24 protein-coding genes are annotated in these 21,975 nt (G+C 67.9%); 12 read left to right on the top strand and 12 right to left on the bottom strand.

Annotated elements, in window-relative coordinates; all coding sequences use genetic code 11:
• Window positions 1-108: 108 nt before the first annotated feature.
• The 6 genes from HB681_RS32635 to HB681_RS32610 form a co-directional block, all read right to left on the bottom strand.
• Window positions 109-669: a hypothetical protein gene (locus HB681_RS32635; RefSeq protein ID WP_213959040.1), complete on the bottom strand. Its 561-nt coding sequence runs from the start codon at window positions 667-669 to the stop codon at window positions 109-111.
• A gap of 36 nt (window positions 670-705) precedes the next feature.
• Window positions 706-2,148 (bottom strand): two-component system sensor histidine kinase CreC, encoded by a 1,443-nt coding sequence (gene creC, locus HB681_RS32630; RefSeq protein WP_213959039.1) that lies wholly within the window; start codon window positions 2,146-2,148, stop codon window positions 706-708.
• Window positions 2,145-2,894: a two-component system response regulator CreB gene (gene creB, locus HB681_RS32625; RefSeq protein WP_213959038.1), complete on the bottom strand. Its 750-nt coding sequence runs from the start codon at window positions 2,892-2,894 to the stop codon at window positions 2,145-2,147. Before creB ends, creC begins: the two co-directional genes overlap by 4 nt.
• 98 nt (window positions 2,895-2,992) lie before the next feature.
• Window positions 2,993-4,054, bottom strand: a complete 1,062-nt coding sequence (locus HB681_RS32620) for a cupin-like domain-containing protein (protein WP_213959037.1) — start codon at window positions 4,052-4,054, stop codon at window positions 2,993-2,995.
• Between the two features lie 75 nt (window positions 4,055-4,129).
• Complete coding sequence (cueR, locus tag HB681_RS32615; RefSeq protein WP_213959036.1) at window positions 4,130-4,531, bottom strand: Cu(I)-responsive transcriptional regulator; 402 nt, start codon at window positions 4,529-4,531, stop codon at window positions 4,130-4,132.
• Window positions 4,528-4,722, bottom strand: coding sequence for a heavy-metal-associated domain-containing protein (locus HB681_RS32610; RefSeq protein WP_213959035.1), 195 nt, complete (start codon window positions 4,720-4,722; stop codon window positions 4,528-4,530). The genes cueR and HB681_RS32610 overlap by 4 nt, the downstream gene beginning before the upstream one ends.
• 130 nt (window positions 4,723-4,852) lie before the next feature.
• On the opposite strand from HB681_RS32610, the gene HB681_RS32605 reads away from it, so the two are divergent.
• From HB681_RS32605 to HB681_RS32595, 3 genes are all read left to right on the top strand, one after another.
• Window positions 4,853-7,084, top strand: coding sequence for a heavy metal translocating P-type ATPase (locus HB681_RS32605; RefSeq protein WP_213959034.1), 2,232 nt, complete (start codon window positions 4,853-4,855; stop codon window positions 7,082-7,084).
• Between the two features lie 104 nt (window positions 7,085-7,188).
• Entirely contained in the window at window positions 7,189-7,890 is a 702-nt protein-coding gene (locus tag HB681_RS32600) for a response regulator transcription factor (protein WP_213959033.1), read from the top strand.
• Window positions 7,883-9,268 (top strand): sensor histidine kinase N-terminal domain-containing protein, encoded by a 1,386-nt coding sequence (locus HB681_RS32595; RefSeq protein ID WP_213959032.1) that lies wholly within the window; start codon window positions 7,883-7,885, stop codon window positions 9,266-9,268. Before HB681_RS32600 ends, HB681_RS32595 begins: the two co-directional genes overlap by 8 nt.
• 61 nt (window positions 9,269-9,329) lie before the next feature.
• Here the strand turns inward: HB681_RS32595 and HB681_RS32590 are convergent, their stop codons facing one another.
• From HB681_RS32590 to HB681_RS32580, 3 genes are read right to left on the bottom strand one after another with little or no spacing between them, the layout of a single operon-like run.
• The gene (locus tag HB681_RS32590; protein WP_213959031.1) at window positions 9,330-9,623 is read right to left on the bottom strand and encodes a DUF2007 domain-containing protein; all 294 of its coding nucleotides are present in this window, start codon (window positions 9,621-9,623) and stop codon (window positions 9,330-9,332) included.
• 21 nt (window positions 9,624-9,644) lie between these two features.
• On the bottom strand, window positions 9,645-10,286 hold the full coding sequence (locus HB681_RS32585; protein WP_213959030.1) for a hypothetical protein: 642 nt from the start codon (window positions 10,284-10,286) through the stop codon (window positions 9,645-9,647).
• Between the two features lie 26 nt (window positions 10,287-10,312).
• Entirely contained in the window at window positions 10,313-10,798 is a 486-nt protein-coding gene (locus HB681_RS32580) for a RidA family protein (RefSeq protein WP_213959029.1), read from the bottom strand.
• Between the two features lie 94 nt (window positions 10,799-10,892).
• Between HB681_RS32580 and HB681_RS32575 the strand changes: the two genes are divergently transcribed.
• The 4 genes from HB681_RS32575 (at window position 10,893) to HB681_RS32560 (ending at window position 13,858) form a co-directional block, all read left to right on the top strand.
• Complete coding sequence (locus HB681_RS32575; RefSeq protein WP_213959028.1) at window positions 10,893-11,324, top strand: response regulator; 432 nt, start codon at window positions 10,893-10,895, stop codon at window positions 11,322-11,324.
• Window positions 11,325-11,425: 101 nt separating this feature from the next.
• The gene (locus tag HB681_RS32570; protein WP_213959027.1) at window positions 11,426-11,857 is read left to right on the top strand and encodes a DUF202 domain-containing protein; all 432 of its coding nucleotides are present in this window, start codon (window positions 11,426-11,428) and stop codon (window positions 11,855-11,857) included.
• A gap of 80 nt (window positions 11,858-11,937) precedes the next feature.
• Entirely contained in the window at window positions 11,938-13,530 is a 1,593-nt protein-coding gene (locus HB681_RS32565; protein ID WP_213959026.1) for a mechanosensitive ion channel domain-containing protein, read from the top strand.
• A gap of 40 nt (window positions 13,531-13,570) precedes the next feature.
• A complete protein-coding gene (locus HB681_RS32560; RefSeq protein ID WP_213959025.1) occupies window positions 13,571-13,858 on the top strand; it encodes a hypothetical protein in 288 nt (95 codons plus the stop codon).
• 107 nt (window positions 13,859-13,965) lie between these two features.
• Here HB681_RS32560 and HB681_RS32555 read toward each other — a convergent pair whose 3' ends face one another.
• Together HB681_RS32555 and HB681_RS32550 are read right to left on the bottom strand one after the other, a co-directional pair.
• On the bottom strand, window positions 13,966-14,370 hold the full coding sequence (locus HB681_RS32555; protein WP_213959024.1) for a VOC family protein: 405 nt from the start codon (window positions 14,368-14,370) through the stop codon (window positions 13,966-13,968).
• A 117-nt stretch (window positions 14,371-14,487) separates the two neighbouring features.
• On the bottom strand, window positions 14,488-15,591 hold the full coding sequence (locus HB681_RS32550) for an alkene reductase (protein WP_213959023.1): 1,104 nt from the start codon (window positions 15,589-15,591) through the stop codon (window positions 14,488-14,490).
• Between the two features lie 150 nt (window positions 15,592-15,741).
• On the opposite strand from HB681_RS32550, the gene HB681_RS32545 reads away from it, so the two are divergent.
• Complete coding sequence (locus tag HB681_RS32545; RefSeq protein ID WP_213959022.1) at window positions 15,742-16,986, top strand: YbfB/YjiJ family MFS transporter; 1,245 nt, start codon at window positions 15,742-15,744, stop codon at window positions 16,984-16,986.
• Between the two features lie 30 nt (window positions 16,987-17,016).
• Here the strand turns inward: HB681_RS32545 and gstA are convergent, their stop codons facing one another.
• Entirely contained in the window at window positions 17,017-17,625 is a 609-nt protein-coding gene (gstA, locus tag HB681_RS32540; RefSeq protein WP_213959021.1) for a glutathione transferase GstA, read from the bottom strand.
• A gap of 177 nt (window positions 17,626-17,802) precedes the next feature.
• Here gstA and HB681_RS32535 point away from each other — a divergent pair, with 177 nt between their 5' ends.
• From HB681_RS32535 to rsmG, 4 genes are all read left to right on the top strand, one after another.
• On the top strand, window positions 17,803-17,988 hold the full coding sequence (locus tag HB681_RS32535) for a DUF1328 domain-containing protein (RefSeq protein ID WP_213959020.1): 186 nt from the start codon (window positions 17,803-17,805) through the stop codon (window positions 17,986-17,988).
• The gene (locus HB681_RS32530; RefSeq protein ID WP_213959019.1) at window positions 17,989-18,912 is read left to right on the top strand and encodes a transglutaminase family protein; all 924 of its coding nucleotides are present in this window, start codon (window positions 17,989-17,991) and stop codon (window positions 18,910-18,912) included.
• 375 nt (window positions 18,913-19,287) lie between these two features.
• Window positions 19,288-21,234 carry a tRNA uridine-5-carboxymethylaminomethyl(34) synthesis enzyme MnmG gene (gene mnmG, locus HB681_RS32525; RefSeq protein WP_213959018.1) on the top strand — a complete coding sequence of 649 codons (1,947 nt, stop codon included), beginning with the start codon at window positions 19,288-19,290 and terminating at the stop codon, window positions 21,232-21,234.
• Window positions 21,231-21,878 carry a 16S rRNA (guanine(527)-N(7))-methyltransferase RsmG gene (gene rsmG / locus HB681_RS32520; protein ID WP_213959017.1) on the top strand — a complete coding sequence of 216 codons (648 nt, stop codon included), beginning with the start codon at window positions 21,231-21,233 and terminating at the stop codon, window positions 21,876-21,878. The genes mnmG and rsmG overlap by 4 nt, the downstream gene beginning before the upstream one ends.
• The last annotated feature ends 97 nt before the right edge of the window (window positions 21,879-21,975 follow it).

Here is a 21,975-nt window from a genome sequence, read left to right as displayed (position 1 = left end):
GTCAGTGCCTCATGCAGGTCCGCTACCTGCAAGGCGATCCGCGTGCATCGATGCTGGAACTTGATGTTCCGGGAGATGGTGTGCCGCGGTTCTCTTCCCACTCACTTTCTATGCACGAGGCGGCTGCTCGTAGTAGCGGTGGAAAGGCGTGGACTTCAATGGCCGCAACGCCCATTGATATCGCGCACCACTTCGCTTGTTGATGGCCTCTTTCATCGACTGCGCGCTGTACTCATAGTGGGGACACAGACGCGTTTCGTACTGCTTGTTCCAGAGTGGCGTGGTCCCGTAGGTCTTTGCGAAGAAGTCGATCAGTGCCGCCTCGGCGTCCCGGTAGGCTTCATCGTTGCCTTGCACGCGTGGAATGGCGATGCAGACCTGGAATGCGAAATCACCCACCAGGTTCTCGAGACTCCTGGCCCATTTGCGGTGCTGGCCGATGCGCTGGTTGAAGTTCCCTTCGCCGATGTACAGGGTGGGCGTCGCGCCGCGCGGATAGTCGATGCAAAAGTCGCCGTCGAGGCGAATGACATAGAGGCATCTCCTCAGCTTCTGCAGTGTGATGCCCAGCGCCGTCAGCTTGGGAACGATGTCCTGCTTCCATGTTTCATGCGGCATCCAGTCAATACGATGCCAGTCCAGAGCGACATGGACAGTTTTCTTCGGCATTCAAGCCTCCGGTAGTCTTCGATTGCCAGGTGCTGCTCACCCGCGTGCCGCCAGCGGCAAGGTCAAGGTCGCCAGCGCCCCCCCGCCCGGCCCGTTCACCAGTTCCACATGCCCCCGGTGCAGCCCCGCGATCTCCTTCACGAAGGCCAGCCCCAGCCCCGTGCTCTTCTTGTGGCTGTGCGGTCGCGCCAGCGAATAGAACTTCTCGAACACCTTGTCCTCCGCGTAGTCCGGTATCCCCGGCCCGCGGTCGCGCACGGTGATGCGCGCGAGCCGTGCGCTGGCCTGCAACGTGACGACCACCTCGCGCCCGGGCGGCGAGAAGTCGATCGCGTTCTCGAGCAGGTTGCTCACGGCGCGGCGCAACAGGAAGGGGTCGCCTTCGGTGGTCGCGAAAGGGGCGTCGATGGCGACCCGCACCGACACGGCGCGCGCCGACGCGGCAGCGCCCGCACTGCCCGCCACATCCTGGAGAAAGCCCGCCAGCGCAATCGGCTCCACGCGGTCCAGCGTGCGCCGCGCCTCCAGGGCCGTGAGCTCCATCATGCGGTCGACGATCTCCTGGATACGTTGCGTCTCGCGCGTGATGTTGACGAGGAAGTGCTCGCGCTGCGCCTGCGGCATCGACGGTTCCTGCAGCAGCTCGGCCGCGCCGCGGATCGCCGACAGCGGGCTCTTCACCTCGTGGGTGAAGTTCTGCACGTAGTCGGCCACGTAGTTGCGGCCGGTGAGCGCATCGCGCATCTCGCCGATGCCGCCGCGCAGCACGTCGACGGCGTGGCGCACCATGCGCGAAGCGCTCAGGCGCGGCTGGCTGCGCACCCACTTCCAGTAGTCGGAGATGAGCCCGAAGGGCCGCACCAGCCACACCGACATGATGATCGCCAGCACCAGCAGCGCGAAGGCCGAACCCACGCCCACCCACAGCGTGCGGGCGCGCGCGTCCTCCACGAACTGGCCGAAGCTCTGCACCGGCTTGCCGACGCTCACCACGCCCACGATTTCCTCGCCCCAGCGGATCGGCGCGCCGACGTACATCACGGATGAGCGCGGGTCGCTGGCCACGTCGCGCGAGGTGCGTGCGCCGTATTCGCCGGCCAGCGAGCGCGCCACGTCCGGCCAGCGCGAGTAGTCATGGCCCAGCTGGCGCCCGGTCGAGTCGAAAACGACGCGGCCGGTGCGGTCGGTGACGTACACACGCAGCTCGACCTGGGTCTTGTGCAGGTTGTAGATCTGCGCCGAAAACTGGCGCGCATAAACCGAGCGAAATAGTGGCTCCAGCCTCGCGGTGTTGAGCGCGCCGGCGATCACGTCCTGCTCGACGAGGCTGGCCATCAACTGCGATGTCTCGACCAGCGACTCTTCCGCCGACTCGCGGTAGCGCGGATCGATGTCGGCCACCACGCGGTAGAGCAAAAACGCAATGCCGATGGTGTAGATCAGCAGGATGCCGATGAAGATGCGGGTGCGTTGCGTCACTCACGCACCGAAGGCAGTTCTTCGTTCAACGCATAGCCGGTGCCGCGCAGCGTGCGGATCGGCTCGACCTCGGGCGCGATGGCCTTGAGCTTGGCGCGCAGGGTCTTGATGTGGGCGTCCACCGTGCGATCGAAACTTTCGCTGGCGTCGTCCCAGACCAGTTGCAGCAACTCGTCGCGCGTGAACACGCGGCCGGGGCGTTGCACCATGAGCCTGAGCAGGCCGTATTCGTAGCGGGAGAGGTCGAGCACGCGGCCGTAGTAGCGGATCTGCATGCGTTCGGCGTCGAGCACGAAGGGCTGCGGCGCGGGTGTTGGCGCCGCGACCGCGACAGGGGCGGCCACGGGCGCCTGCGCCCGTCCGCTGCGGCGCAGCACCGTGCGTACGCGCGCCACCAGTTCGCGCGGCGAGAAGGGCTTGGCGACGTAGTCGTCGGCGCCGAGTTCCAGGCCGACCACGCGATCGATCTCGTCGCTGCGCGCGGTGAGGAAGATCATCGGCACCTCGACGCCGCCCGCTGCGCGCGTGATGCCCTGGAGCCGCTTGAAGAGCTCGAAGCCGTTCAGGTCCGGCAGGCCCACGTCGAGGATCGCGAGCGCGGGGGGCTCGGCGGCGAAGGACTTGATCGTGTCTTCCGCGGTCGCGCACCACACGGGCTCGAAGCCGTCGCTGCGCAGCACGTACTGCAGGGTGTCGGCAATGCCCGACTCGTCTTCGGCAATCAGGATGCGGGGCTTGGGCGGCATGGCGCGAATGGTACCGACTCGCCCAGCCGGCTTGCGCCGGGCCGCTGGATGCGCCTGCTCGACAGGGAGCGCCGCAGGCGCCCGGTGGCGGGCTGATCTCAGCTGGTCGGAATGCGGATCTGCAACTGCGCGCGCGAGGGCTCGGGCGCCACTTCCGCCGACACCGGTGCGAGCCAACGCGGCAGCAACAGTGCGCGGGCGAGTGCCGGCGAGCGGTGTTGCACTGCTTCCAGCTTCCCGAGCACGCGACCCGTGACCTTCAGGTAGCGGCGAATCAGCTTGCCGCGCCTCGGCGAGGTTTCGGCTTCCTGCGCTGCGACGTCCTCGACGTAGTCGTCCCAGTTGGAGCCGTCGAGGATGTTGCTGCAGACCGAGATGGAGGTCGACAGCGCGCGCGCCACGTGCCACCACTTGGCCGGCACGAAGACCATGTCGCCGGGATTGAGGATGGTGCGGTATTGCGTGGCCCGGGCCAGCAGGGGAAAGCGCTCCAGGTCCTGCATGACCGGATCGTCGATCAACGAATGGTTGTGGAAGAACTTCTTGGGATAGAGGTTCGGCGTGTCTTCCGGCGCGTAGACGATGAATTCCTTGTCGCCGTAGACCTGCGTGATGACCGCGTGCGCGTTCTCGCCGTCGAAGTGCATCACCGGGAACTTGCTGCCGACGCCGCCGACGAGCAGCTTCAGGTAGCCGTCGGGGCGGCGCCATTTCTCGGGCATCAGCGGGCTGGCGTAGCGGCGTGGAAAGGCGAACTTGTTCTGCGGGATCACGTCCGGCAGCAACTCGGGCAGCACCTCGTGCAGGAACGAGCGGTACATGTAGGGGCCCGGTTTCTCCGGGCTCGAGGCCGCCACTTCGTCGATGAACTTGTCGAAGGGCATGTCGCGGCCGTACCCGATGGCCACGGGCTTGCTGCCAAAGCGCTGCTTGAAATGCGCCGGCGTCCACTGGCGCATGGCCGACCATTCGCTGGCGACATTGGAGATGACGACCGGGCGGCCGGCATGCACATAGCGGGCAAGGAAGTCCTCGTAGTCCAGGCGCGCGGCATCCGCGCGTTCGATCGGGAGCCAGGGCGCGCGTGTCCGCCCGGCATAGTCGGCCGGCGAAGGTTCGGGTGTCGACTGTCCCTGATCAGCCGGGGGTTGCAAATGCATACTCGAATCCTACAAACGTCCCTGCATGGCGGCGATGCACCAGTCTTCGCACACTCCGGATAACGTCCGATAAAGTCACGTTCCCGCCAGATCATCGAGGATGGGGCACTCTGGCCGAAGGTCGCCGTGGCACCCATCCACCAGTTGCGTCAGCGTGTTGCGCATGGCCTGCATCGCGGCGATGCGCTGGTCGAGGTCGGCGAGGTGCCGCTGCGCGATGCTCTTGACGCTGGCGCTGGTCCGGGCGCGATCGTGCCAGAGTCCGGCCAATTCCGCGATCTCGTTCATCGGAAAGCCAAGGTCGCGCGCGCGTTTGACAAAACGCAGGGTGTGGATGTCGGCCTCGCCGTACTGGCGGTAACCGCTGTCGGTGCGGTCGACCGGCGGCAGCAGGCCGAGCCCTTCGTAGTGCCGCACCATGCGGGCGGAGACGCCGGACTGGCGCGCCGCTTCGCCGATCGCGACGCGCGCCATCATGCCGCCCGGTAGCCGGCGTTCTCGATGGCCAAGCGGATGTCTTCGCGCGCCTGGTGGGTCAGCACATCCACATGGCCGGTGGGCAGGTCCACGGTGACCTGGGCTTCGGGGTCGACCTGCTTCACGGCTTGCGTCACGCTTTCCGCGCAATGGGCGCAGCTCATGCCATCGACCTGGAATTTCTGGCTCATGGGTAGTGCTCCTCATTTTTCTGGACGGTCCGGAGTGTGGATGCTGCCGACGCGGCACGGCCGTGCACGTCGGACTTGACCTTGCCACGGTGTGAGACTTTAGCCTTGGGCCTGTGAACAGGTGGGCGACATGAATACCTCGAAGGAAGCGATGCTGGATATATCGGTGGGCGGGATGACCTGCGCCTCGTGCGTGGGCCGGGTCGAGCGCGCTTTGCGCCAGGTGCCGGGGGTGACCGCGGCCACGGTGAACCTGGCGACGGAGTCGGCGCGCGTGGCCTGGGGCGGGGCGAGCGCGGTCGAGGCCATGGATGCGCGCCTGCGCCGCGCCGTGCGTGCCGCGGGCTATGAGCCGCGCGCGGCGATCGTCGGGGCGGGGCCGGCGGTGTCGGCCTGGCAGGGCTTCGGACCGGTCGCGGCAGGGTTGCTGTTGTCGGCGCCGCTGCTCGCGCCGATGCTGCTGGCGCCGCTGGGCTTCGCGGTCATGTTGCCGCCGTGGCTGCAACTGTTGCTGGCGGCGCCCGTGCAGTTCTGGCTGGGCGCACGCTTCTACCGCGCCGGCTGGCATGCGCTGAAAGCGGGCGCCGGCAACATGGACCTGCTGGTGGCGCTGGGCACGAGCGCGGCTTTCGGGCTGTCGCTCTGGCTCTGGTGGCGGGCCGGCGCGGGCGCGCATGCGGGGCACGCGGCGCCGCACCTCTACTTCGAGGCTTCGGCGGTGGTGATCGCGCTGGTCATCCTCGGCAAGTGGCTGGAGGCGCGCGCCAAGCGGCAGGCGACATCGGCGATCCGGGCCTTGCAGCAGCTTCGCCCTGAGGTGGCGCACCTGCTCGGTCCGCGGGGGGAGTCGGACCTGCCGCTGGCCGAGGTCATGCCGGGTGACCGGCTGGCGGTGTGGGCGGGCGAGCGCGTGCCGGCCGACGCGCGGGTGCTGGAGGGCGAGTCGGAGGTGGATGAATCGATGCTGACGGGCGAGCCGCTGCCGGTGCCCAAGCGCGTGGGGGACGGGGTGACCGGTGGCGCGGTCAACGGCGGCGGGCGGCTGGTGGTCGAGGTGCGCGCCGTCGGCGCCGAGAGCGTGCTGTCGCGCATCATCCGGCTGGTCGAGGACGCGCAGGCGGCGAAGGCGCCGATCCAGAAGCTGGTCGACAAGGTCTCCGCCGTGTTCGTGCCGGCGGTGTTGCTGATCGGGCTGGCGACGCTGCTCGGCTGGTTGCTGGCCGGCGCGGGAATCGAGCCGGCGCTGGTGCATGCGGTGACCGTGCTGGTCATCGCCTGCCCGTGCGCGCTGGGCCTGGCCACGCCGGTGGCGGTGATTGCCGGTACCGGCGTGGCGGCGCGGCGCGGCATCCTGATCAAGGACGCGCAGGCGCTGGAGCTGGCGCATCGCGTGGACACGGTGGCCTTCGACAAGACCGGCACGCTCACGCTCGGCACGCCGGAACTCACGGCCCTGCTGCCGGTGGGCGAGGGTGAGGGCCAGGAGGCGGCGTTGCTGGGCGTGGCGGCGGCATTGCAAGGCGGCGTCGGCCATCCGCTGGCGCGCGCCGTGATCGCGGCGGCGCAGCGGCGCGGCCTGCAGGTGGCATCGGCGCGTGACGTGCAGGCGCTGCCGGGGCGCGGCGTGCGTGGCGTGGTGGACGGCAGCGAGTGGGCCGTGGCGAGCCTGCGCTGGTGCGAGGAACTCGGCGTGCCGGTCGAGCCGCCGCCGGCATTGCAGGAACAGGGCGCGACCTTGTCCGCGCTGCTCCAGTTCGAAGGCGCGCGCCCGGTGTTGCGCGCGCTGCTGGCCTTCAGCGACCAGCCCAAGCCGCATGCGGCCGAAGCCATCGCCGCGCTGCGCTCGCGCGGCCTGCGCGTGGTGATGATCTCCGGCGACAACCAGCGCGCGGCGCGCGCGATGGCCGCACGCCTGGGCATCGATGCGGCGGACGTCCACGCCGAGGTGCTGCCGGCCGACAAGGCGGAGGTGGTCGGCGCGTTGAGGCACGGCGGGCACGTGGTCGCAATGGTCGGCGACGGCGTCAACGATGCACCGGCACTGGCCGCGGCCGATGTCGGCATCGCCATGGCGCATGCGCAGGGCGGCACGGACGTGGCCATGGAAGCCGCCGGCATCACGCTGATGCGCGGCGACCTGGCGCTGGTGGCCGAGGCGCTGGAGCTTTCGAGGCGCACCGTCGGCAAGATCCGGCAGAACCTGTTCTGGGCCTTTGCCTACAACGCGGCCGGCGTGCCGCTCGCGGCGCTGGGCCTGCTGAGCCCGGTGGTGGCGGGCGCGGCGATGGCGCTCTCCAGTGTCAGCGTGATGGCGAACGCGCTGTTGCTGCGGCGCTGGAAGCCGTCGCGCCCGCAAGCCTGAACAACTCGGTCAGCAAGGCTGCCGTATGCTGACGCCCCTGATCAATCGCGCCAACGCGGCCTGCGCACGACGATGCCCGCCCGTTGGCCCAAGTACCAAAAGCCATGCGAATCCTCCTGGTTGAAGACGACACGGTTCTGCGCGACGTGATGTTGCGCAGTCTGGCCGATGCGGGACACCGCATCGATGTGGCGACCAATGTCGAGGACGCCGACCACCTCTGGCGCGTGCAGCCCTTCGATGCAGTGCTGCTCGACCTGAACCTGCCGGCCACCGCCAGCCCGACCAGCGGGCTGTCGAGCGGCCTCAATGCGCTGCGCCAGGCGCGCGGCCGCGGCGACCGCACGCCGGTGCTGGTGCTCACCGCGCGCGACCGCACCGACGAGCGCATCGCCGGCCTGGACGCGGGCGCCGATGACTACCTCGGCAAGCCCTTCGACCTGGCCGAAGTGGAAGCCCGGTTGCGCGCGCTGGTGCGCCGCGCCCAGGGCACCGAGGACATCGTCATGCAGGGCGACCTCAAGCTCGACCGCAAGGCGCGCCGCTTCTCCAATGCCGATGGCCCGCTCGACCTGCCCGCGCGCGAGTTCGAGGTGCTGTGGGAACTGATGAGCCCGCCCGGCCGGGCGGTGAGCAAGCGCGCCTTGTCCGACAAGCTGTCGGGCTTCGACGAGGCGCTGGGCGACAACGCGCTGGAAGCCTTCATCTCGCGCCTGCGCAAGAAGCTCGCAGGCAGTGGCGCCAGCATCCGCACGCTGCGCGGCATCGGCTACCTGCTGGAAGCCGAAGCGGAATCCCGTGCCTGAACCGGCTACGGCGCGGCGGGTCCGCGCCGCGCCTTCGCTCACGCGCAGGGTGCTGCGCAATGTGCTGTGGCCGCTGGCGCTGAGCTGGTCGATCGGCACCTTGGTGGCTGGCGGCGCCGCGCATTACCTGACGGGGCAGGCCTTCGACCACGCGATGCTGGACGATGCGCTGGCGGTGTCGGCCAACATCCAGCTTGGCGATCGCGGGCCGGAGTTGCTGCTGTCGCCGCGCGAAGTGACCACCTTGCTGTTCGACCAGGTGGAGGAGGTCCACTTCGTGGTGTTGCGGCCCGATGGTTCTCGCATCGCCGGCGAGGCGGGCTTGACGGCGCCGGCGCCCGAGCCCGGCACGCGCTTCCAGTTCTCCGACATCCAGTTCCAGGGCCGGTCCTTTCGTGCCGTGGTGCTCAGCCAGGAAGACCCGACCGGCCACAGCGTCGTGATCGCGCAGACCACGCGCGCGCGCGCCGGCCTCATCCAGCGCCTGCTGCTGTACACGCTGGTGCCGCAACTGCTGCTGCTCGGGCTGCTGGCGGTATGGTTGTGGCGCGGCATCCGCAGCGACCTGCGGCCACTGGTCGACCTGCAGCAGGCGCTCGACCGGCGCGACGCCGATGACCTCGCGTCGGTGACGGTGGTGCGCACCTCGCGCGAGGTCGAAGGGCTGGGCGACGCGGTCAATTCGCTGTTCGAGCGGCTCGGCCACAGCGTGCAGGCGCAACGCCAGTTCGCGGGCAATGTCGCGCACGAGTTGCGCACGCCGCTGGCGGGCATCCGCGCACTGGCCGACTATGGCCTGGCGCATCCGGATCCGAAGGTCTGGCGCGAACAGCTCGAGCGCGTGTCCCGGAGCGAGGCGCGTGCCAGCCACATGGTCGACCAGTTGCTGGCGATCGCACTGGCCGACGAGGCGCACGCGACGCAGCAGCGCGCGCCGGTGCGCCTGGCCGAACTGGTCGAGCAGACGGTGCTGCGCCATCTGGCGCGGGCCGATGCGCGCGGCGTGGACCTGGGCGCACGCGGCATCGAGGAGGGCGCGGGCGTGGTGGTGCAGTCCAACGCGGCGCTGATCGAAGGCGTGCTCGACAACCTCATCGACAACGCGCTGCGCTATGGCGGCCGCACCATCACGGTCGAGCTCGCCGGCACCGTGCTGAGCGTGGTCGACGACGGCCCCGGCATCCCGCAGGAGGCCCGGCGCGACCTGATGCAGCGCTGGGCCCAGGGCGCGGCCGGCCACAAGCTGGGCGAGGGGGCCGGGCTCGGGCTGTCGATCGTGTCGCGCTATGCGGGGCTGCTGGACGCCGTCCTTACGCTGGACAACGATACGGTCACCGGCGGCTTGCGCGCCAGCGTTGCGCTCCCGGCGCGGGGATGAAGCCCACCCTTGAGCCGGCACGCCTTTCCCGCCATGGCTTGATGCGTCGCGAAAGCCAGCTTCAGCGGGGTGCGTTGTTGCCCGGGTCGAAGTCGTCGTCGAGCGCGAAGTCGCCGCGCTCGAAGGCGGCGATCACCTGCCTGGCTTCCGCGACATGCGACGCCGCCACGCGCAGCTTGGCGCCGCCGACGGCCACGCTCCAGAGCGGGTTGGCCTGCACCAGGTTGTCGTCGGCCACGACGGCCGGCACGCGCGCCGCGTTGAGGCAGGCGCACAGCATGTGGGCGTCGATGGGCGAGAGGTCGCGCGCAACGGTGACCATGTCGCCAAGGTAGGGGCCGGAGTCGTCGTTCATGGGTGGCGTGAGAGGGCAGGTTCAGCCTTGCGAGCGGTGCGGGCGGGACCTCGGCGCGGAGGCGTCGATGGCGCCGGTCGCGCTGCGCAGGTTCTTGTCGATGAAGTCGCGCGCAATGTCGTCGACGTCGCCTTCGACCGGACTCGGGAAGTTCATGCGGTACTTCAGCAACCGGCCCTGCAGGCCGGTCATGAAGGTTCGCGATTCGAGCGGGCGGCCCTGGCTGCGGAACCGGTAGCTGACGGTGCGGAAGTCCAGGCCGCCGATGCGCGTGTCGCTCGTGGGGCCGACCTTGAGTTCGGTGTACTGGCCGGACTGCGCAAGCTGCCGGACCTCGTTGATGGTGCTGCGGAAATGCGCATCGAAGGAGGGGTCGGAAACGCCCGTGGCCCAGTTGTTGCGGCCCAGGCCGTAGTGGTAGACATCGACCCAGCCGACGGCGCTTTCATAGCGCTGCCTGCTGCCCAGGCCCGGGCGGTTCGGCTCGAAGTCGTGCGCGCCGGCCAGCTCCCAGGTGACGCCGGGGGGCGGCCGGATGGTTGGCGCGGGCGCGGTGACGGCTGCTGTTGGCGCGGTGGGCGCGGTGATTGCGGTGGTCGCGCAGCCGGCCATCCAGGCGCCGACGAAGGTCGCGGCGGCGAGCGACATGAGTTTGCTGGTCATCGTTGGATCTCCCCCTGTGATTGGCGTCAGTCGGCCAGTTCGACCTCGCCTTCGATTTCCACCGGCAGGTCGAAGGGCAGTTCGGCCATGCCTACCGCGCTGCGCGCATGCGCGCCGACCTCCGGGCCGAAGAGTTGCAGGATCAGGTCGGAACAGCCGTTGATGACGCCCGGCTGCTGGTTGAACCCCGGCGCCGAGTTCACCATGCCAAAGACGCGGACCCAGGCGCTGATGCGGTCGAGGTCGCCCAGCGCGCGCTGCAGGCTGCCGAGGATCGACAGCGCCGTCAGCCGCGCCGCCACGCGGCCCTGCTCCTGCGTGAGCGCGGCGCCGACCTTGCCGAGCGGGCCCGCGATGGCGCCGTCATCGCCTTGCGGCCCGTGTCCGGAGATGATCGCGCGGCGCCCGACCAGCCGCACCGGGCGGAATGGCAGCATCACGCCGGGCGGCGGCTTGACCGGCGGCGGCAGCACCAGCCCGAGTGCTGCGAGGCGTTCTTCGATACGAGCCACTTCAATCTCCTTCCCCGGGGGGTGGATGTCACCATACCGCACACTGAACCAAAGTCCAGTCCCCGACAAGCCCGCGGCGGCGTAGGGTCCGGCGGTGGTCAATCCCGAACCGCTCATTGCCGTGGTGGACGATGAATCGCCTGTGCGCATCATGCTCGGGCGGGTGCTGCGGCTGGCCGATTACCGCGTGGGCGAATACGCCAGCGGCGAGGACTTCCTGGCCTCGCTGGACGGGCCGCAGCTTCCGTTGTGCGCCATCGTGGACCTGCACATGCCGGGACTGTCGGGCTTCGAGGTGCAGTCGCGCATCCGGGCGGCGAAGCTCGAAGTGCCGGTGGTCTTCATCACCGCGAGCGACGATCCCGGCCTCGATCGCTCGGCGCTCGCGCTCGGCGGGAGGGGCCTGCTGCGCAAGCCGTTCTCGAGCGACAAGTTGTTCGAGGCGATCGTCAGCGCCATTGGCCGGCGCGGCCAAGGCAGCGACGGCGACGGCGGAGATGACAGCGACGGCGGGCGCGCGACTTAACCAAAGTCCAGTTCCGCGCACGATGGCGAGCGTCTAAAACCGACGATTGATTGATCGGCACGCCTGAAGGAGGTCGCGATGGAAAGTGCAGGAGCAAGCGCATGATCGAGCCCGCGGAGGACCCGGCTCCCGGACCCACCTCCACCGAGATGGCGTGGCACCGCACGGCATTGGCCGATGCGCGCTCTCACCTGGCCAACGAACGCACGCACCTGGCCTACCTGCGCACCGCGCTGTCGATGATGAGCTTCGGCATCACCATCAACCGCTTCAGCATCTACCTGCTGCAAGGCCAGAACGCGGACAAGCTGCTCGAGCACCAGCACTTCCCGATGCGCGATGCGGCCAACGTCGGGCTCGGCATGGTGATCGTCGGCATGGTGCTGCTGCTGTGGTCGCTGTTGCGCTATCGAAAGACCTACACGCAGATCGTGGAACAACGCTTCGAGCCCAGTTCCACGTCGGTGAGCCTGCTGACGCTGGCGGTGGTGGCCATGGGCGCCGTCAGTGCGATCTGGCTGCTGCTGAATTGAAAGCCTGCGCCGCGCGTCCTGTTGCGCATTCGACGGGCGCCGGCTAGGGTGGGGCACCCCCATTCCCCTGACCCCATTCCATGAAGTCCCTCGCGTCCCGATTCGCCGCATTCCTTGCGCTGGTCCTGGTCTTCGCGGCCTTCGGTGCCGGCGCGCAGCAGCATCCGCAGGATGCGACGGTCGAGGCGCCGCTCTCCGTCGCGAACCGCCATGTGTTCGTGTTTCGCGCGACGATGTTCGGGCTGACGGCGAAGCAGCGCGCGGCCCGTGCGGCGGAGCGCATCGGCGCGGTGCCGGCCAGGCGCCTGCAATCGCCCGTGCTGGTGGCGGAAATCGAGCAGGACGGTGTGCACGGCTACGTGATCACGCAGGAAGGCGCGAGCTTGTTCGCGGTGTTCTCCGCCGACCTGGAACCGGGCGATCCGCCGCTGCGGCAAGTGGCCACCGAAGCCGGCCAGCGGCTGCAGGCGGCAATGCAGGTGCGGTGGGAGCAGGGTCGCGTGCGCAGGATCGCGCTGGCCATCGCATGGACCGCGCTGGCCAGCGCGATCTTTGCGGCCATCTTCATCGCGCTGCGCCGCGGCGCGAGCATGATCGAGGCCAGGACCAGGGGCATGCGTGCGCGCGCTGCCAGCCGATCGATGTTCGACTGGCGCCGCATGGCGGTGCAGGTGCTGTTGCACATGGTCCAGTGGGTGCGGTATGCGCTGGTGCTGATGGCGCTGTACGTGTGGCTCGCCTTCGTGCTCACGCGCTTCCCGTACACGCATCCCTGGGGCGACACGCTGGGCGAGTCGCTGGTGGCCCTGGTGGAGCGGGTGCTGCTGGCCGTGGTGGGCGTGCTGCCGGACCTGGCGATGATCGCGGTCATCTTCCTGCTCGCCCGCGTCGTGGTCCGGACCTTGCACGCCCTGTTCGAAGGTGCGCGTGCCAGCGGCGCATCGGTGGACGCCCTGCAGCCCGACACCATCGGCGCCACCAAGCGCCTGACGTCCGGGCTGGTCTGGCTCTTCGCGCTGGTGATCGCCTATCCGTTCATCCCGGGCTCGGACTCCGATGCGTTCAAGGGGCTCAGCGTGCTCTTCGGCGTGCTGGTCACGCTGGGTTCGTCGGGTGTGGTGTCGCAGGTCATGGCCGGCTTCGTGCTGATCTACTCGCGCGCACTGCGCCCCGGCGACCAGGTGCAGATCGGCGACGCCGAAGGGCGGGTGTTGAGCCTCGGCGTGTTCTCGACCAAGCTGCGCAACCGGCTCGACCAGGAGATCACCTTGCCCAATGCCGTGGTGGTGGGCGCGCGCGTGCTGAACTACAGCCTCACGGGCCAGCCTGCGGAGATGTCGATCTCGACCTCGGTGACGATCGGCTACGACACGCCGTGGCGCCAGGTGCACGCGATGCTGGCGATGGCCGCCGGGCGCACGGCGAGCCTGCTCGACAAGCCCGCGCCGGTGGTGCGCCAGTTGCGCCTGCAGGACTGGTACATCGAATATGAGCTCAACGTCTTCATGGCCGTCGAGGCACGGAAGTACGACGTGCTCGACGAACTGCACAGCCACATCGTCGATGTCTTCAACGAATACGGCGTGCAGATCATGTCGCCCAACTACGTGCTGCAGCCGGCCGACCCGGTGCTGGTGGCCAGGGACGGGTGGCGTCCGCCGCCTGCGCAATGAGGGGCGGCCGCAAGGCGAATCAAGAGAAGAGGGCATGCCAATGAAACTGCTTCTGCTTTCAGTGTTCGCCGCAGCCCTGCTGTGCGGATGCACCTCGACCACGACGTCCTCGGACATCGTGCTGCTGAAGACCGAGTTGCAGGGCCCGCGCTGCTCCGCGCCCGCCGAGGGCGCGTGCGCCAGTTGCGCGACGGCGTGCCCGGCGCAGAAGCAGGCGTTGTGCATTGGCGGGACGAGCGCGGTGGCTGCCGGGAGCGCGGTGGCGACCTGCGCGGTGCCGGCGTCATGCAGCTGCCAGGAGCTTTCGCTGGAGCGGCTGCCGCGATGAAGGGGTGAATTTCTACTGCGGCCACCGATCTCGGGTCTGCGGTCCTCACCGCACGAGAGTGCGTTTCCGGTCCTCAACCCGACCCCGATGCCCTCGCTACGAAATCTTCACACCTTCTCTGACGCTTCGGGCAAGCCGGCCGATCCGGCCTGCGCGCGAAATGCGCGGCTCGAGATCGCGACGGTGTTGTTGTCGGGGTCTTTCGCATTGGCGAACGCGTAGCCGTTGGCCTGGTGTGTCGCGCCGAAGTCGAGTCCGAGGTCGACGCAGCGTTGCTTGAACCCCTCGACATCCTCCACGCTGAACATGAGCTTCACGCCGGCCTGGCCGAGCTTGACGCTCCTGGCCGCCTGGTGGATGAGGATGCTGGCGCCCTGGCCCGGCGCGCTGAGTTCGATCAGGCCTTCGACCACTTCCTCGGTGGTCGTGAAGCCGAAGAACCTGCGATAGAACCCGGCGCTTCTTTGCATGTCCCTGGCGTAGAGGATGATGGTGTGCAGCGGTGGGGTCATGGTGGTGAGGCTGGATCGGCTTGCACGATCGTAGCCACCAAAAGAAAAGGCGCCATCCACGGACAGCGCCTTCGTTCGTCGCGCGCACGAGGCCCGCGCCGATAACGTATCAGGCCATCAAGCCAGTGCCGGATAGTCGATGTAGCCCTTGGCGCCGCCGCCGTACATCGTCGCCTTGTCCAGTTCGTTCAGCGGCGCGTTCTCGCGCAGGCGGCGGACCAGGTCGGGGTTGGAGATGAAGGGCTTGCCGAAGGCGACGAGGTCGTCGCCTTCCTTCACCGCCGTCTCGGCCATCGGCTTGTCGTAGCCGTTGTTGACCATCCAGGCGCCCTTGCCGCCGGCCGCGCGGTAGGCGGCCTTCAATGCTTCGTAGTCGAACGGGCGGTCCTCGATTTCGCGCGGGCCACCGGTCGCGCCTTCGATGACGTGGATGTAGGCCAGGCCGAGCGGCGCGAGTTGCTTCACCACGTAGTCGAACAGCGGCTGCGGGTCGGCGTCACGCACGTCATTGGCGGGCGTGACGGGCGAGAGGCGGATGCCGACCTTGCCGCCGCCGACCGCGTCGACGATGGCGCGCGTGACTTCGAGCAGCAGGCGGGCGCGGTTCTCGATGCTGCCGCCGTAGTCGTCGGTGCGCTGGTTGCTGCCGGTCTTGAGGAACTGGTCGAGCAGGTAGCCGTTCGCGCCGTGGATCTCGACGCCGTCGAAGCCCGCGGTTTCAACGGCGTTGCGCGCGGCGGCCGCGTAGGTGTGCACGATGCCCGGCAGTTCCTCGGCCTTGAGCGCGCGCGGCTCCGAGGTCTCGACGAAGGTGGGCACGTCGTCCTTGATGAGCACGGTCTTGGTCCTGGCGGTGATCGCCGAGGGTGCGACGGGCTTGCCGCCGTCGGGTTGCAGCTCGGTGTGCGAGACGCGGCCGACATGCCACAGCTGCACCACGATCTTGCCGCCCTTGGCATGCACTGCATCGGTCACGCGCTTCCACGCATCGAGCTGCTCGGTGCCGTAGAGGCCGGGCACGTCGGCATAACCCTGCCCCTGGTGGCTGATGGCGGTGGCTTCGGTGATGAGCAGGCCGGCGCTGGCGCGCTGCTCGTAGTAGGTAGCGGTGATGTCGCGCGGCACGGCGTTGGGCGAGCGGTTGCGCGTGAGCGGCGCCATGACGATGCGGTTGGCGAGTTGCAGGTCGCCGGCCTGGACGGGGTCGAAAAGCGTGGTCATTGTTGTGTGGGTTCCCAGGTTGCAGTGAGGCGCGCCAGCGTACGGCGGCGCGGTCAACCGTGCTGTGGTGGGGTTGTCGAGTTTGGTGCTAGGGAAAAGGAGCAAGTGCGCGCGCGCATGGCCTTGCCTCAGAATGGGCCGCCCGCCCCGATGACGAAATCCGCCCCCACATTTTCCGCAGCACCTGCGTTGACGCCTGAACGTGCGCTGTGGGTTGCGCTCGCATTGTCGATGGGCGCGGCGGTGTCGCTGGGCCTTGCGCGTTTTTCCTATGGCTTGCTGCTGCCGCCGATGCGCGCCGATCTCGGCTGGAGCTATGCGCTGGCGGGCGGCATGAACACGGCCAATGCGGTCGGCTACCTGGTCGGTGCGTTGGTGACGCCGGCGCTGATGCGGCGTCATGGCGCGATGCGGGTGCTGATCGTGGGCGCCCTGTTGGCGACGCTGTTCATGACGGGCAGCGGCTTCGTGACTTCGGCGCCGGCCTTGTTGTCGCAGCGTTTGCTGGCGGGCCTGGCGAGCGCCTGGGTGTTCGTGGCGGGTGGCTTGCTTGCCGCGCGGCTGGGCGCGGCGCAGCCCTCGCGCAGCAGCTTCCTGCTGGGGCTCTACTACGGCGGCACGGGCTTCGGCATCCTGCTGTCGGCCCTGGTCGTGCCGGCCGTGTTGCAGGCTGCGGCGGGCGTCGCGCACGGCTGGGCATGGGCCTGGTGGGCGCTGGCGCTGGCCAGCGCCCTGGGCACGGCGTTGCTCGCATGGGCGGTGCATGCAATGGCGGGGCAGGGCCTGGGCGTGCCCGTCGCTGCGGCGGCCGGTGCCGGGCCGCAGGCGGTCGCGCAATTCGTGCCCTTGCATCGATTCGCCTGGGCGCTGGGCGGCTACACGTTGTTTGGCGCGGGCTACATCGGCTACATGACCTTCATCATTGCCTTGTTGCGCGAGCAGGGCGCGAGCGCGGGATTCGTCACGCTGTTCTATTCGCTGCTGGGGCTGGCGTGCGTGGCGTCGTCGCGGCTGTGGGCGGGCTTGCTCGACCGCTTCCGGGGTGGCCAGCCGCAAGCGCTGCTGAACATGCTGCTGGGCGTGGCGACCTTGCTGCCGGTGCTGAGCCCGTCCTTGCCGGTGGCGCTGGTGTCCGGGGTGATGTTCGGTGCGGTGTTCCTGTCGGTGGTGGCGTCGACCACCGCGCTGGTGCGGCACAACCTGCCTCAGGCCGATTGGGCGCGCGGCATCAGCGCGTTCACGATCGCCTTCGCGCTGGGCCAGATCGTGGGGCCGACGGTCACCGGATGGATCTCCGACGGCGCTGGCGGCCTGGCGCGTGGGCTGGTCGTGTCCGCTGGAACGCTGTGGCTCGGTGCGGCGCTGGCATCGCGCCAGCGCGCGCTTCATCATTGATACGGGCGCCCGCGCAGCCTGGAGGTGCGCTTACTTGAGCAGGCCTTCGGCCTTCATCGCCTCCTGCACCGCCGGGCGGGCGCCGACGCGTGCATGCCATGCTGCCAGGTTTGGAAAGCCGCTGATGTCGACGCCAGTCGGCTTGGTCCAGTTGGTGACGGTGAACAGGTAGCCGTCGGCCACGCTGAACTGATCGCCCATCAGGTACTGCTTGCCGGCGAGCTGGCCGTCGAGCCAGGTGTAGCGGCTCTTGAGCTTGTCCTTGGAGATGACCTTGTATTCCTCGGGCGTGGCCGGGTTGAACAGCGGGCTGAAGGTCTTGTGGATCTCGGTGCCGATGAAGGTCAGCCATTCCTGCAGGCGGTAGCGGCCCAGGGTGCCGGCGGCCGGCGCAAGATTCTTGGCAGGCGCCTGGTCGGCGATGTACTGGACGATGGCGGGGCCTTCGCGCAGGCGCGTGCCGTCGTCGAGTTCCAGCATCGGCACGTAACCAAGCGGGTTGATGCCGTAGTAGTCAGTGCCGTCCTGCAGCTTGTGGCTCTTGGTGCTGGCCAGCACCGGCTCGAAGGCGATGCCGGCCTCGTGCAGTGCGATGTGGGGGGAGAGCGAACAAGCGCCGGGCGAGTAGTACAGCTTCATTGGAATGCTCCTGATTTCGGGTTGGGACACGGGGAGGGAAAGCGAGGGCAATCCTAGCGGGTTTGCCGCACGGGCTTGTCCTACGGGGCTTCGAGGGCGCGGCTGTCCGGGGGTAAGCGCCAGCAAACCTATGCTTGCATTCACCGCGGACGTTGTGCCGCCAACAGGAGATGGGTCATGCTCAAGTACGCCATTGTTTTCGCGATCATTTCGCTCCTCGCCGGGGCGCTTGGGTTTACCGGTGTCGCGGCCGGCGCGGCCGGCATTGCCAAGGTGCTGTTCGGCCTCTTCCTCATCCTCGCTGTGGTGTTTCTGGTGCTTGCCGCACTGGGTGTCGGCGCGGCCAGGAAAGCGCTGCGCTGAATGCACTACTCGAACATCGAAACCGTGCTGGCCTATGAGGTGACCGGGCCTTCCCACATGCTGCTCAACATCGAGGCCGCACGATGCGGCGGCCAATCGGTGCTGAGCGAGGAGTTGGTGGTCGAGCCGCCCCTTGAATTGAATGCGTTCTGCGACGAAGGCAGCGGCAACCGATTCATCCGCTTCGACGTGGAGCCAGGGCCGCTGAAGATCCGCTATCGCGCCGTCGTGCAACGCTCGCCGCTGATATTGCCGGCCGAACTGGCCGAGGTGCCGGTGAACGAAGTGCCCGACTCGATCCTGCACTACCTCATGCCGACGCGCTATTGCGAATCGGACCTGATGTCGCGCGCGGCGCAGCAACTGTTCGGGCACTTGCCGCCGGGCATCGGCCGCGTGCAGGCGGTGGTGGACTGGATCCACGAGAGCATCACCTACGAACCGGGCAGCAGCACCTCGACCACCACGGCGCAGGAAGTGTTCGTGCAGCGCGCCGGGGTGTGCCGCGACTTCGCGCACCTGGGCATCACCTTGTGCCGGGCGCTCAATATCCCGGCGCGGCTGGTGGTCGGCTATGTCTTTTTCGACGAGCCGCCGCAAGATTTCCACGCCGTGTTCGAAGCGTGGCTGGGCGGGCGCTGGGTGCTGTTCGATGCGACCCGGATGGCGCCTGTGGATCGAGTCGTTCGCGTAGGCACCGGGCGAGATGCAAAGGACGTGGCCTTCTGCACCATCTTCGGCCCGGTGGGCATGACGGAGAAGACCATCATCGTGCGCGAGTACCAGGATGAGACCGCGCCGCCGCTGCGTGAGCCGGCGCCGACGGGCGAACTGGTGGGCATCGAGAAGCCGGTGGCGGTGAAGCCGCGAGGCGATGACGATGGCGGCGAGAACGCTGCGCACTCGCTGGAGGCGGCGGGCTGAGGGCTGCGCACGGTGGCAACGCCTTGCGCGTGTGTGTCGACGGCTGGAGTGCGTTGCTTGCAAAGGCACGGCGTGGATGCGGATGGTTGCGGGTGCCTTGCGCGGATGCAACGTTCCGCCGTACGGGCGCAGCAGGGGAAAGGCGCCTCGGCGGGACCAACGACACCCATCGGTTCGGCCCGGTGGCGCCTTCGAGCGAGTGTCACTTGGCGCTATGAAAATGATAGCAATTCGTAGTTGATTGACAGGCGTTCCGGCGCTTTTCATTCGCGGTAGTCGCGCCGGGCGCGCTTGACCACGCCGCAGGCATGAGAGTGGGTGCCCGACTAAAATTGGTGCCCCCTTTTGCCGCGTACCTGCTGTGCGCTTGCTCCCATGCTCTACCCTGAAGAATTCGACGTGATCGTCGTTGGCGGCGGCCATGCCGGCACCGAGGCCGCCCTGGCCGCGGCGCGCATGGGCGCGAAGACGCTGCTGTTGAGCCACAACATCGAGACGCTGGGGCAGATGAGCTGCAACCCGTCGATCGGCGGCATCGGCAAGGGCCACCTCGTCAAGGAGGTCGATGCGCTCGGGGGGGCGATGGCAATCGCCACGGACGAATCCGGAATCCAGTTCCGCATCCTCAATTCGAGCAAGGGGCCGGCCGTGCGGGCGACCCGCGCGCAGGCCGACCGTATCCTGTACAAGGCCGCGATTCGCCGCCGGCTGGAGAACCAGCCGAACCTGTCGCTGTTCCAGCAGGCGGTCGATGACCTGATGGTGGAGGGCGACCGCGTGGTCGGCGCCGTCACGCAAGTCGGCATCGCTTTCCGCGGGAGGACTGTTGTGCTGACGGCTGGCACCTTCCTGGATGGCCGCATCCACGTCGGCCTCGACAACTATCAGGCCGGCCGCGCGGGCGATCCGCCAGCGATCAGCCTGTCGGCACGGCTCAAGGAACTGAAGCTGCCGCAAGGCCGCCTCAAGACTGGCACGCCACCGCGTCTCGATGGCCGCACGATCGACTTCTCCAAGTGCGCCGAGCAGCCCGGCGACGGCATGCCCGGCGGCACGACCACGGCGCTGCCGGTGTTCAGCTTCATGGGCAGCGTGGACATGCATCCGCAGCAGATGCCGTGCTGGATCACCCATACCAACGAGCGCACCCACGAGATCATCCGTTCCGGCTTCGATCGCAGCCCGATGTTCACCGGCAAGATCGACGGTGTCGGGCCGCGCTATTGCCCGAGCGTGGAAGACAAGATCAATCGCTTTGCCGACAAGGAAAGCCACCAGATCTTCCTGGAGCCGGAAGGGCTCACGACCAATGAGTACTACCCGAACGGGATTTCCACGAGCCTGCCCTTCGATGTGCAGTACAAGCTGGTGCGCTCGATGGCCGGGCTGGAGAACGCGCACATCTTGCGGCCCGGTTATGCGATCGAGTACGACTACTTCGACCCGCGTGCGCTCAAGTCGAGTTTCGAGACACGGGCAATCCAGGGCCTGTTTTTTGCCGGGCAGATCAACGGCACGACCGGGTACGAGGAAGCAGCGGCGCAGGGTTTGTTCGCCGGCATCAATGCGGCCCTGCAATGCAGGGGCGAAGAGTCCTGGATGCCGCGTCGGGATCAGGCCTATTTGGGCGTCCTGGTCGATGACCTCATCACCAAGGGCGTGACCGAGCCCTATCGCATGTTCACGAGTCGGGCCGAGTTCCGGTTGCAACTTCGCGAAGACAACGCCGACATGCGGTTGACGGAAGACGGGCGCAAGTTGGGCCTGGTGGACGACGCGCGCTGGGATGCGTTTTCGCGGAAACGCGACGCTGTTTCACGTGAAACAGAGCGGCTCAAGTCCATCTGGGTGAACCCGCGCAACTTGCCGGCGACGGAGTCTGAGCGGGTGCTCGGCAAGGCCATCGACCATGAATACAACCTGGCCGACCTGCTGCGTCGGCCGGACGTGAGTTACCAGTCGCTGATGTCGCTTGACGGCGGCAAGTACGCGGCGGAGGAGGGCGCGACCTTGCGCGCCACTGAAATCGAACAGATCGAGATCGCCGCAAAGTATTCGGGCTACATCAATCGCCAGCACGACGAAGTGCAGCGCGCCGCGCATTTCGAGAACCTGAAGATGCCCGCCGACTTCGACTACAGCCAGGTCACCGCGCTAAGCTTCGAAGCGCGACAGATCCTCGGCAAGCATCGGCCCGAGACCTTGGGGCTCGCCTCGCGCATTTCCGGCATCACGCCTGCGGCCATCTCCTTGTTGATGATCCATCTGCGCAAGGGAGGCCATCGCGCCTTCACGACGGCCGCCGCCGAGATCGCGGAATGACGCAGATCGCTGCACTGCACGCGGGTGCCGCCGCGTTGGGGCTGGCGTTGACCGAACGCCAGGCGCACCGGTTGCTGGCGTATGCCGCACTGATCCTGAAGTGGAACAAGGTCTACAACCTCACTGCCTTGCGGGATCCGGCGCTGGTGCTGTCGCACCACTTGCTGGACAGCATGTCTGTGGTCGAACCGCTCCGCCGGGAGCAGCCGTCGGGCGGCAAGTTGATCGACGTGGGCGCTGGCGCCGGCTTGCCAGGTGCCGTCATCGCCATCCTGCGAGACGACATCGACGTGAGTTGCCTGGACGCGGTTGCGAAGAAGACGGCGTTTGTCCAGCAGGTTGCGGCCGAATTGAAGCTTCCCAATCTGCACGGCGTGCATGCGCGCGTCGAGTCCCTGGCAGGGCAGTACGACATCGTCAGTTCCCGTGCTTTCGCCTCGCTACCGGATTTCTTCAACGGGTCTGCCCAACTGCTGGCGCCCGGCGCGCGCTGGATGGCCATGAAGGGCAAGGTGCCGGTCGATGAACTGGCCGCTCTGCCTCCAGGTGTCGACGTGTTTCACGTGGAACAATTGACCGTGCCAAGTTTGGATGCCGAGCGCTGCATCGTCTGGGCGCGTCAGAAAGCAACAGTTGTTGACTGATTTTTGACGGTAAGCGCCTGCGATGGGGAGGGCGCGCAGTCGCTCCGGCACCGCCCTTGCGTACACTCGACGGTTTCATCCCCCCCAAGCAGATTTC

This window comes from Variovorax sp. dw_954, from assembly GCF_018449755.1.
Taxonomy (GTDB): Bacteria; Pseudomonadota; Gammaproteobacteria; order Burkholderiales; family Burkholderiaceae_C; genus Variovorax.
This window is presented reverse-complemented; position numbering and strand designations above follow the sequence as displayed.

Bases quoted from the DNA above. Each gene is read 5' to 3' on its own strand.
- HB681_RS32590 (WP_213959031.1), bottom strand. From the start codon at position 9,623: ATGAACGACGACTCCGGCCCCTACCTTGGCGACATGGTCACCGTTGCG.
- HB681_RS32610 (WP_213959035.1), bottom strand. From the start codon at position 4,722: ATGAGCCAGAAATTCCAGGTCGATGGCATGAGCTGCGCCCATTGCGCG.
- HB681_RS32620 (WP_213959037.1), bottom strand. From the start codon at position 4,054: ATGCATTTGCAACCCCCGGCTGATCAGGGACAGTCGACACCCGAACCT.
- HB681_RS32545 (WP_213959022.1), top strand. From the start codon at position 15,742: ATGACGAAATCCGCCCCCACATTTTCCGCAGCACCTGCGTTGACGCCT.
- HB681_RS32530 (WP_213959019.1), top strand. From the start codon at position 17,989: ATGCACTACTCGAACATCGAAACCGTGCTGGCCTATGAGGTGACCGGG.
- HB681_RS32565 (WP_213959026.1), top strand. From the start codon at position 11,938: ATGAAGTCCCTCGCGTCCCGATTCGCCGCATTCCTTGCGCTGGTCCTG.
- HB681_RS32560 (WP_213959025.1), top strand. From the start codon at position 13,571: ATGAAACTGCTTCTGCTTTCAGTGTTCGCCGCAGCCCTGCTGTGCGGA.
- HB681_RS32550 (WP_213959023.1), bottom strand. From the start codon at position 15,591: ATGACCACGCTTTTCGACCCCGTCCAGGCCGGCGACCTGCAACTCGCC.
- creB (WP_213959038.1), bottom strand. From the start codon at position 2,894: ATGCCGCCCAAGCCCCGCATCCTGATTGCCGAAGACGAGTCGGGCATT.
- rsmG (WP_213959017.1), top strand. From the start codon at position 21,231: ATGACGCAGATCGCTGCACTGCACGCGGGTGCCGCCGCGTTGGGGCTG.
- HB681_RS32635 (WP_213959040.1), bottom strand. From the start codon at position 669: ATGCCGAAGAAAACTGTCCATGTCGCTCTGGACTGGCATCGTATTGAC.
- HB681_RS32585 (WP_213959030.1), bottom strand. From the start codon at position 10,286: ATGACCAGCAAACTCATGTCGCTCGCCGCCGCGACCTTCGTCGGCGCC.
- HB681_RS32570 (WP_213959027.1), top strand. From the start codon at position 11,426: ATGATCGAGCCCGCGGAGGACCCGGCTCCCGGACCCACCTCCACCGAG.
- HB681_RS32555 (WP_213959024.1), bottom strand. From the start codon at position 14,370: ATGACCCCACCGCTGCACACCATCATCCTCTACGCCAGGGACATGCAA.
- HB681_RS32535 (WP_213959020.1), top strand. From the start codon at position 17,803: ATGCTCAAGTACGCCATTGTTTTCGCGATCATTTCGCTCCTCGCCGGG.
- HB681_RS32600 (WP_213959033.1), top strand. From the start codon at position 7,189: ATGCGAATCCTCCTGGTTGAAGACGACACGGTTCTGCGCGACGTGATG.
- gstA (WP_213959021.1), bottom strand. From the start codon at position 17,625: ATGAAGCTGTACTACTCGCCCGGCGCTTGTTCGCTCTCCCCCCACATC.
- HB681_RS32605 (WP_213959034.1), top strand. From the start codon at position 4,853: ATGAATACCTCGAAGGAAGCGATGCTGGATATATCGGTGGGCGGGATG.
- cueR (WP_213959036.1), bottom strand. From the start codon at position 4,531: ATGATGGCGCGCGTCGCGATCGGCGAAGCGGCGCGCCAGTCCGGCGTC.
- mnmG (WP_213959018.1), top strand. From the start codon at position 19,288: ATGCTCTACCCTGAAGAATTCGACGTGATCGTCGTTGGCGGCGGCCAT.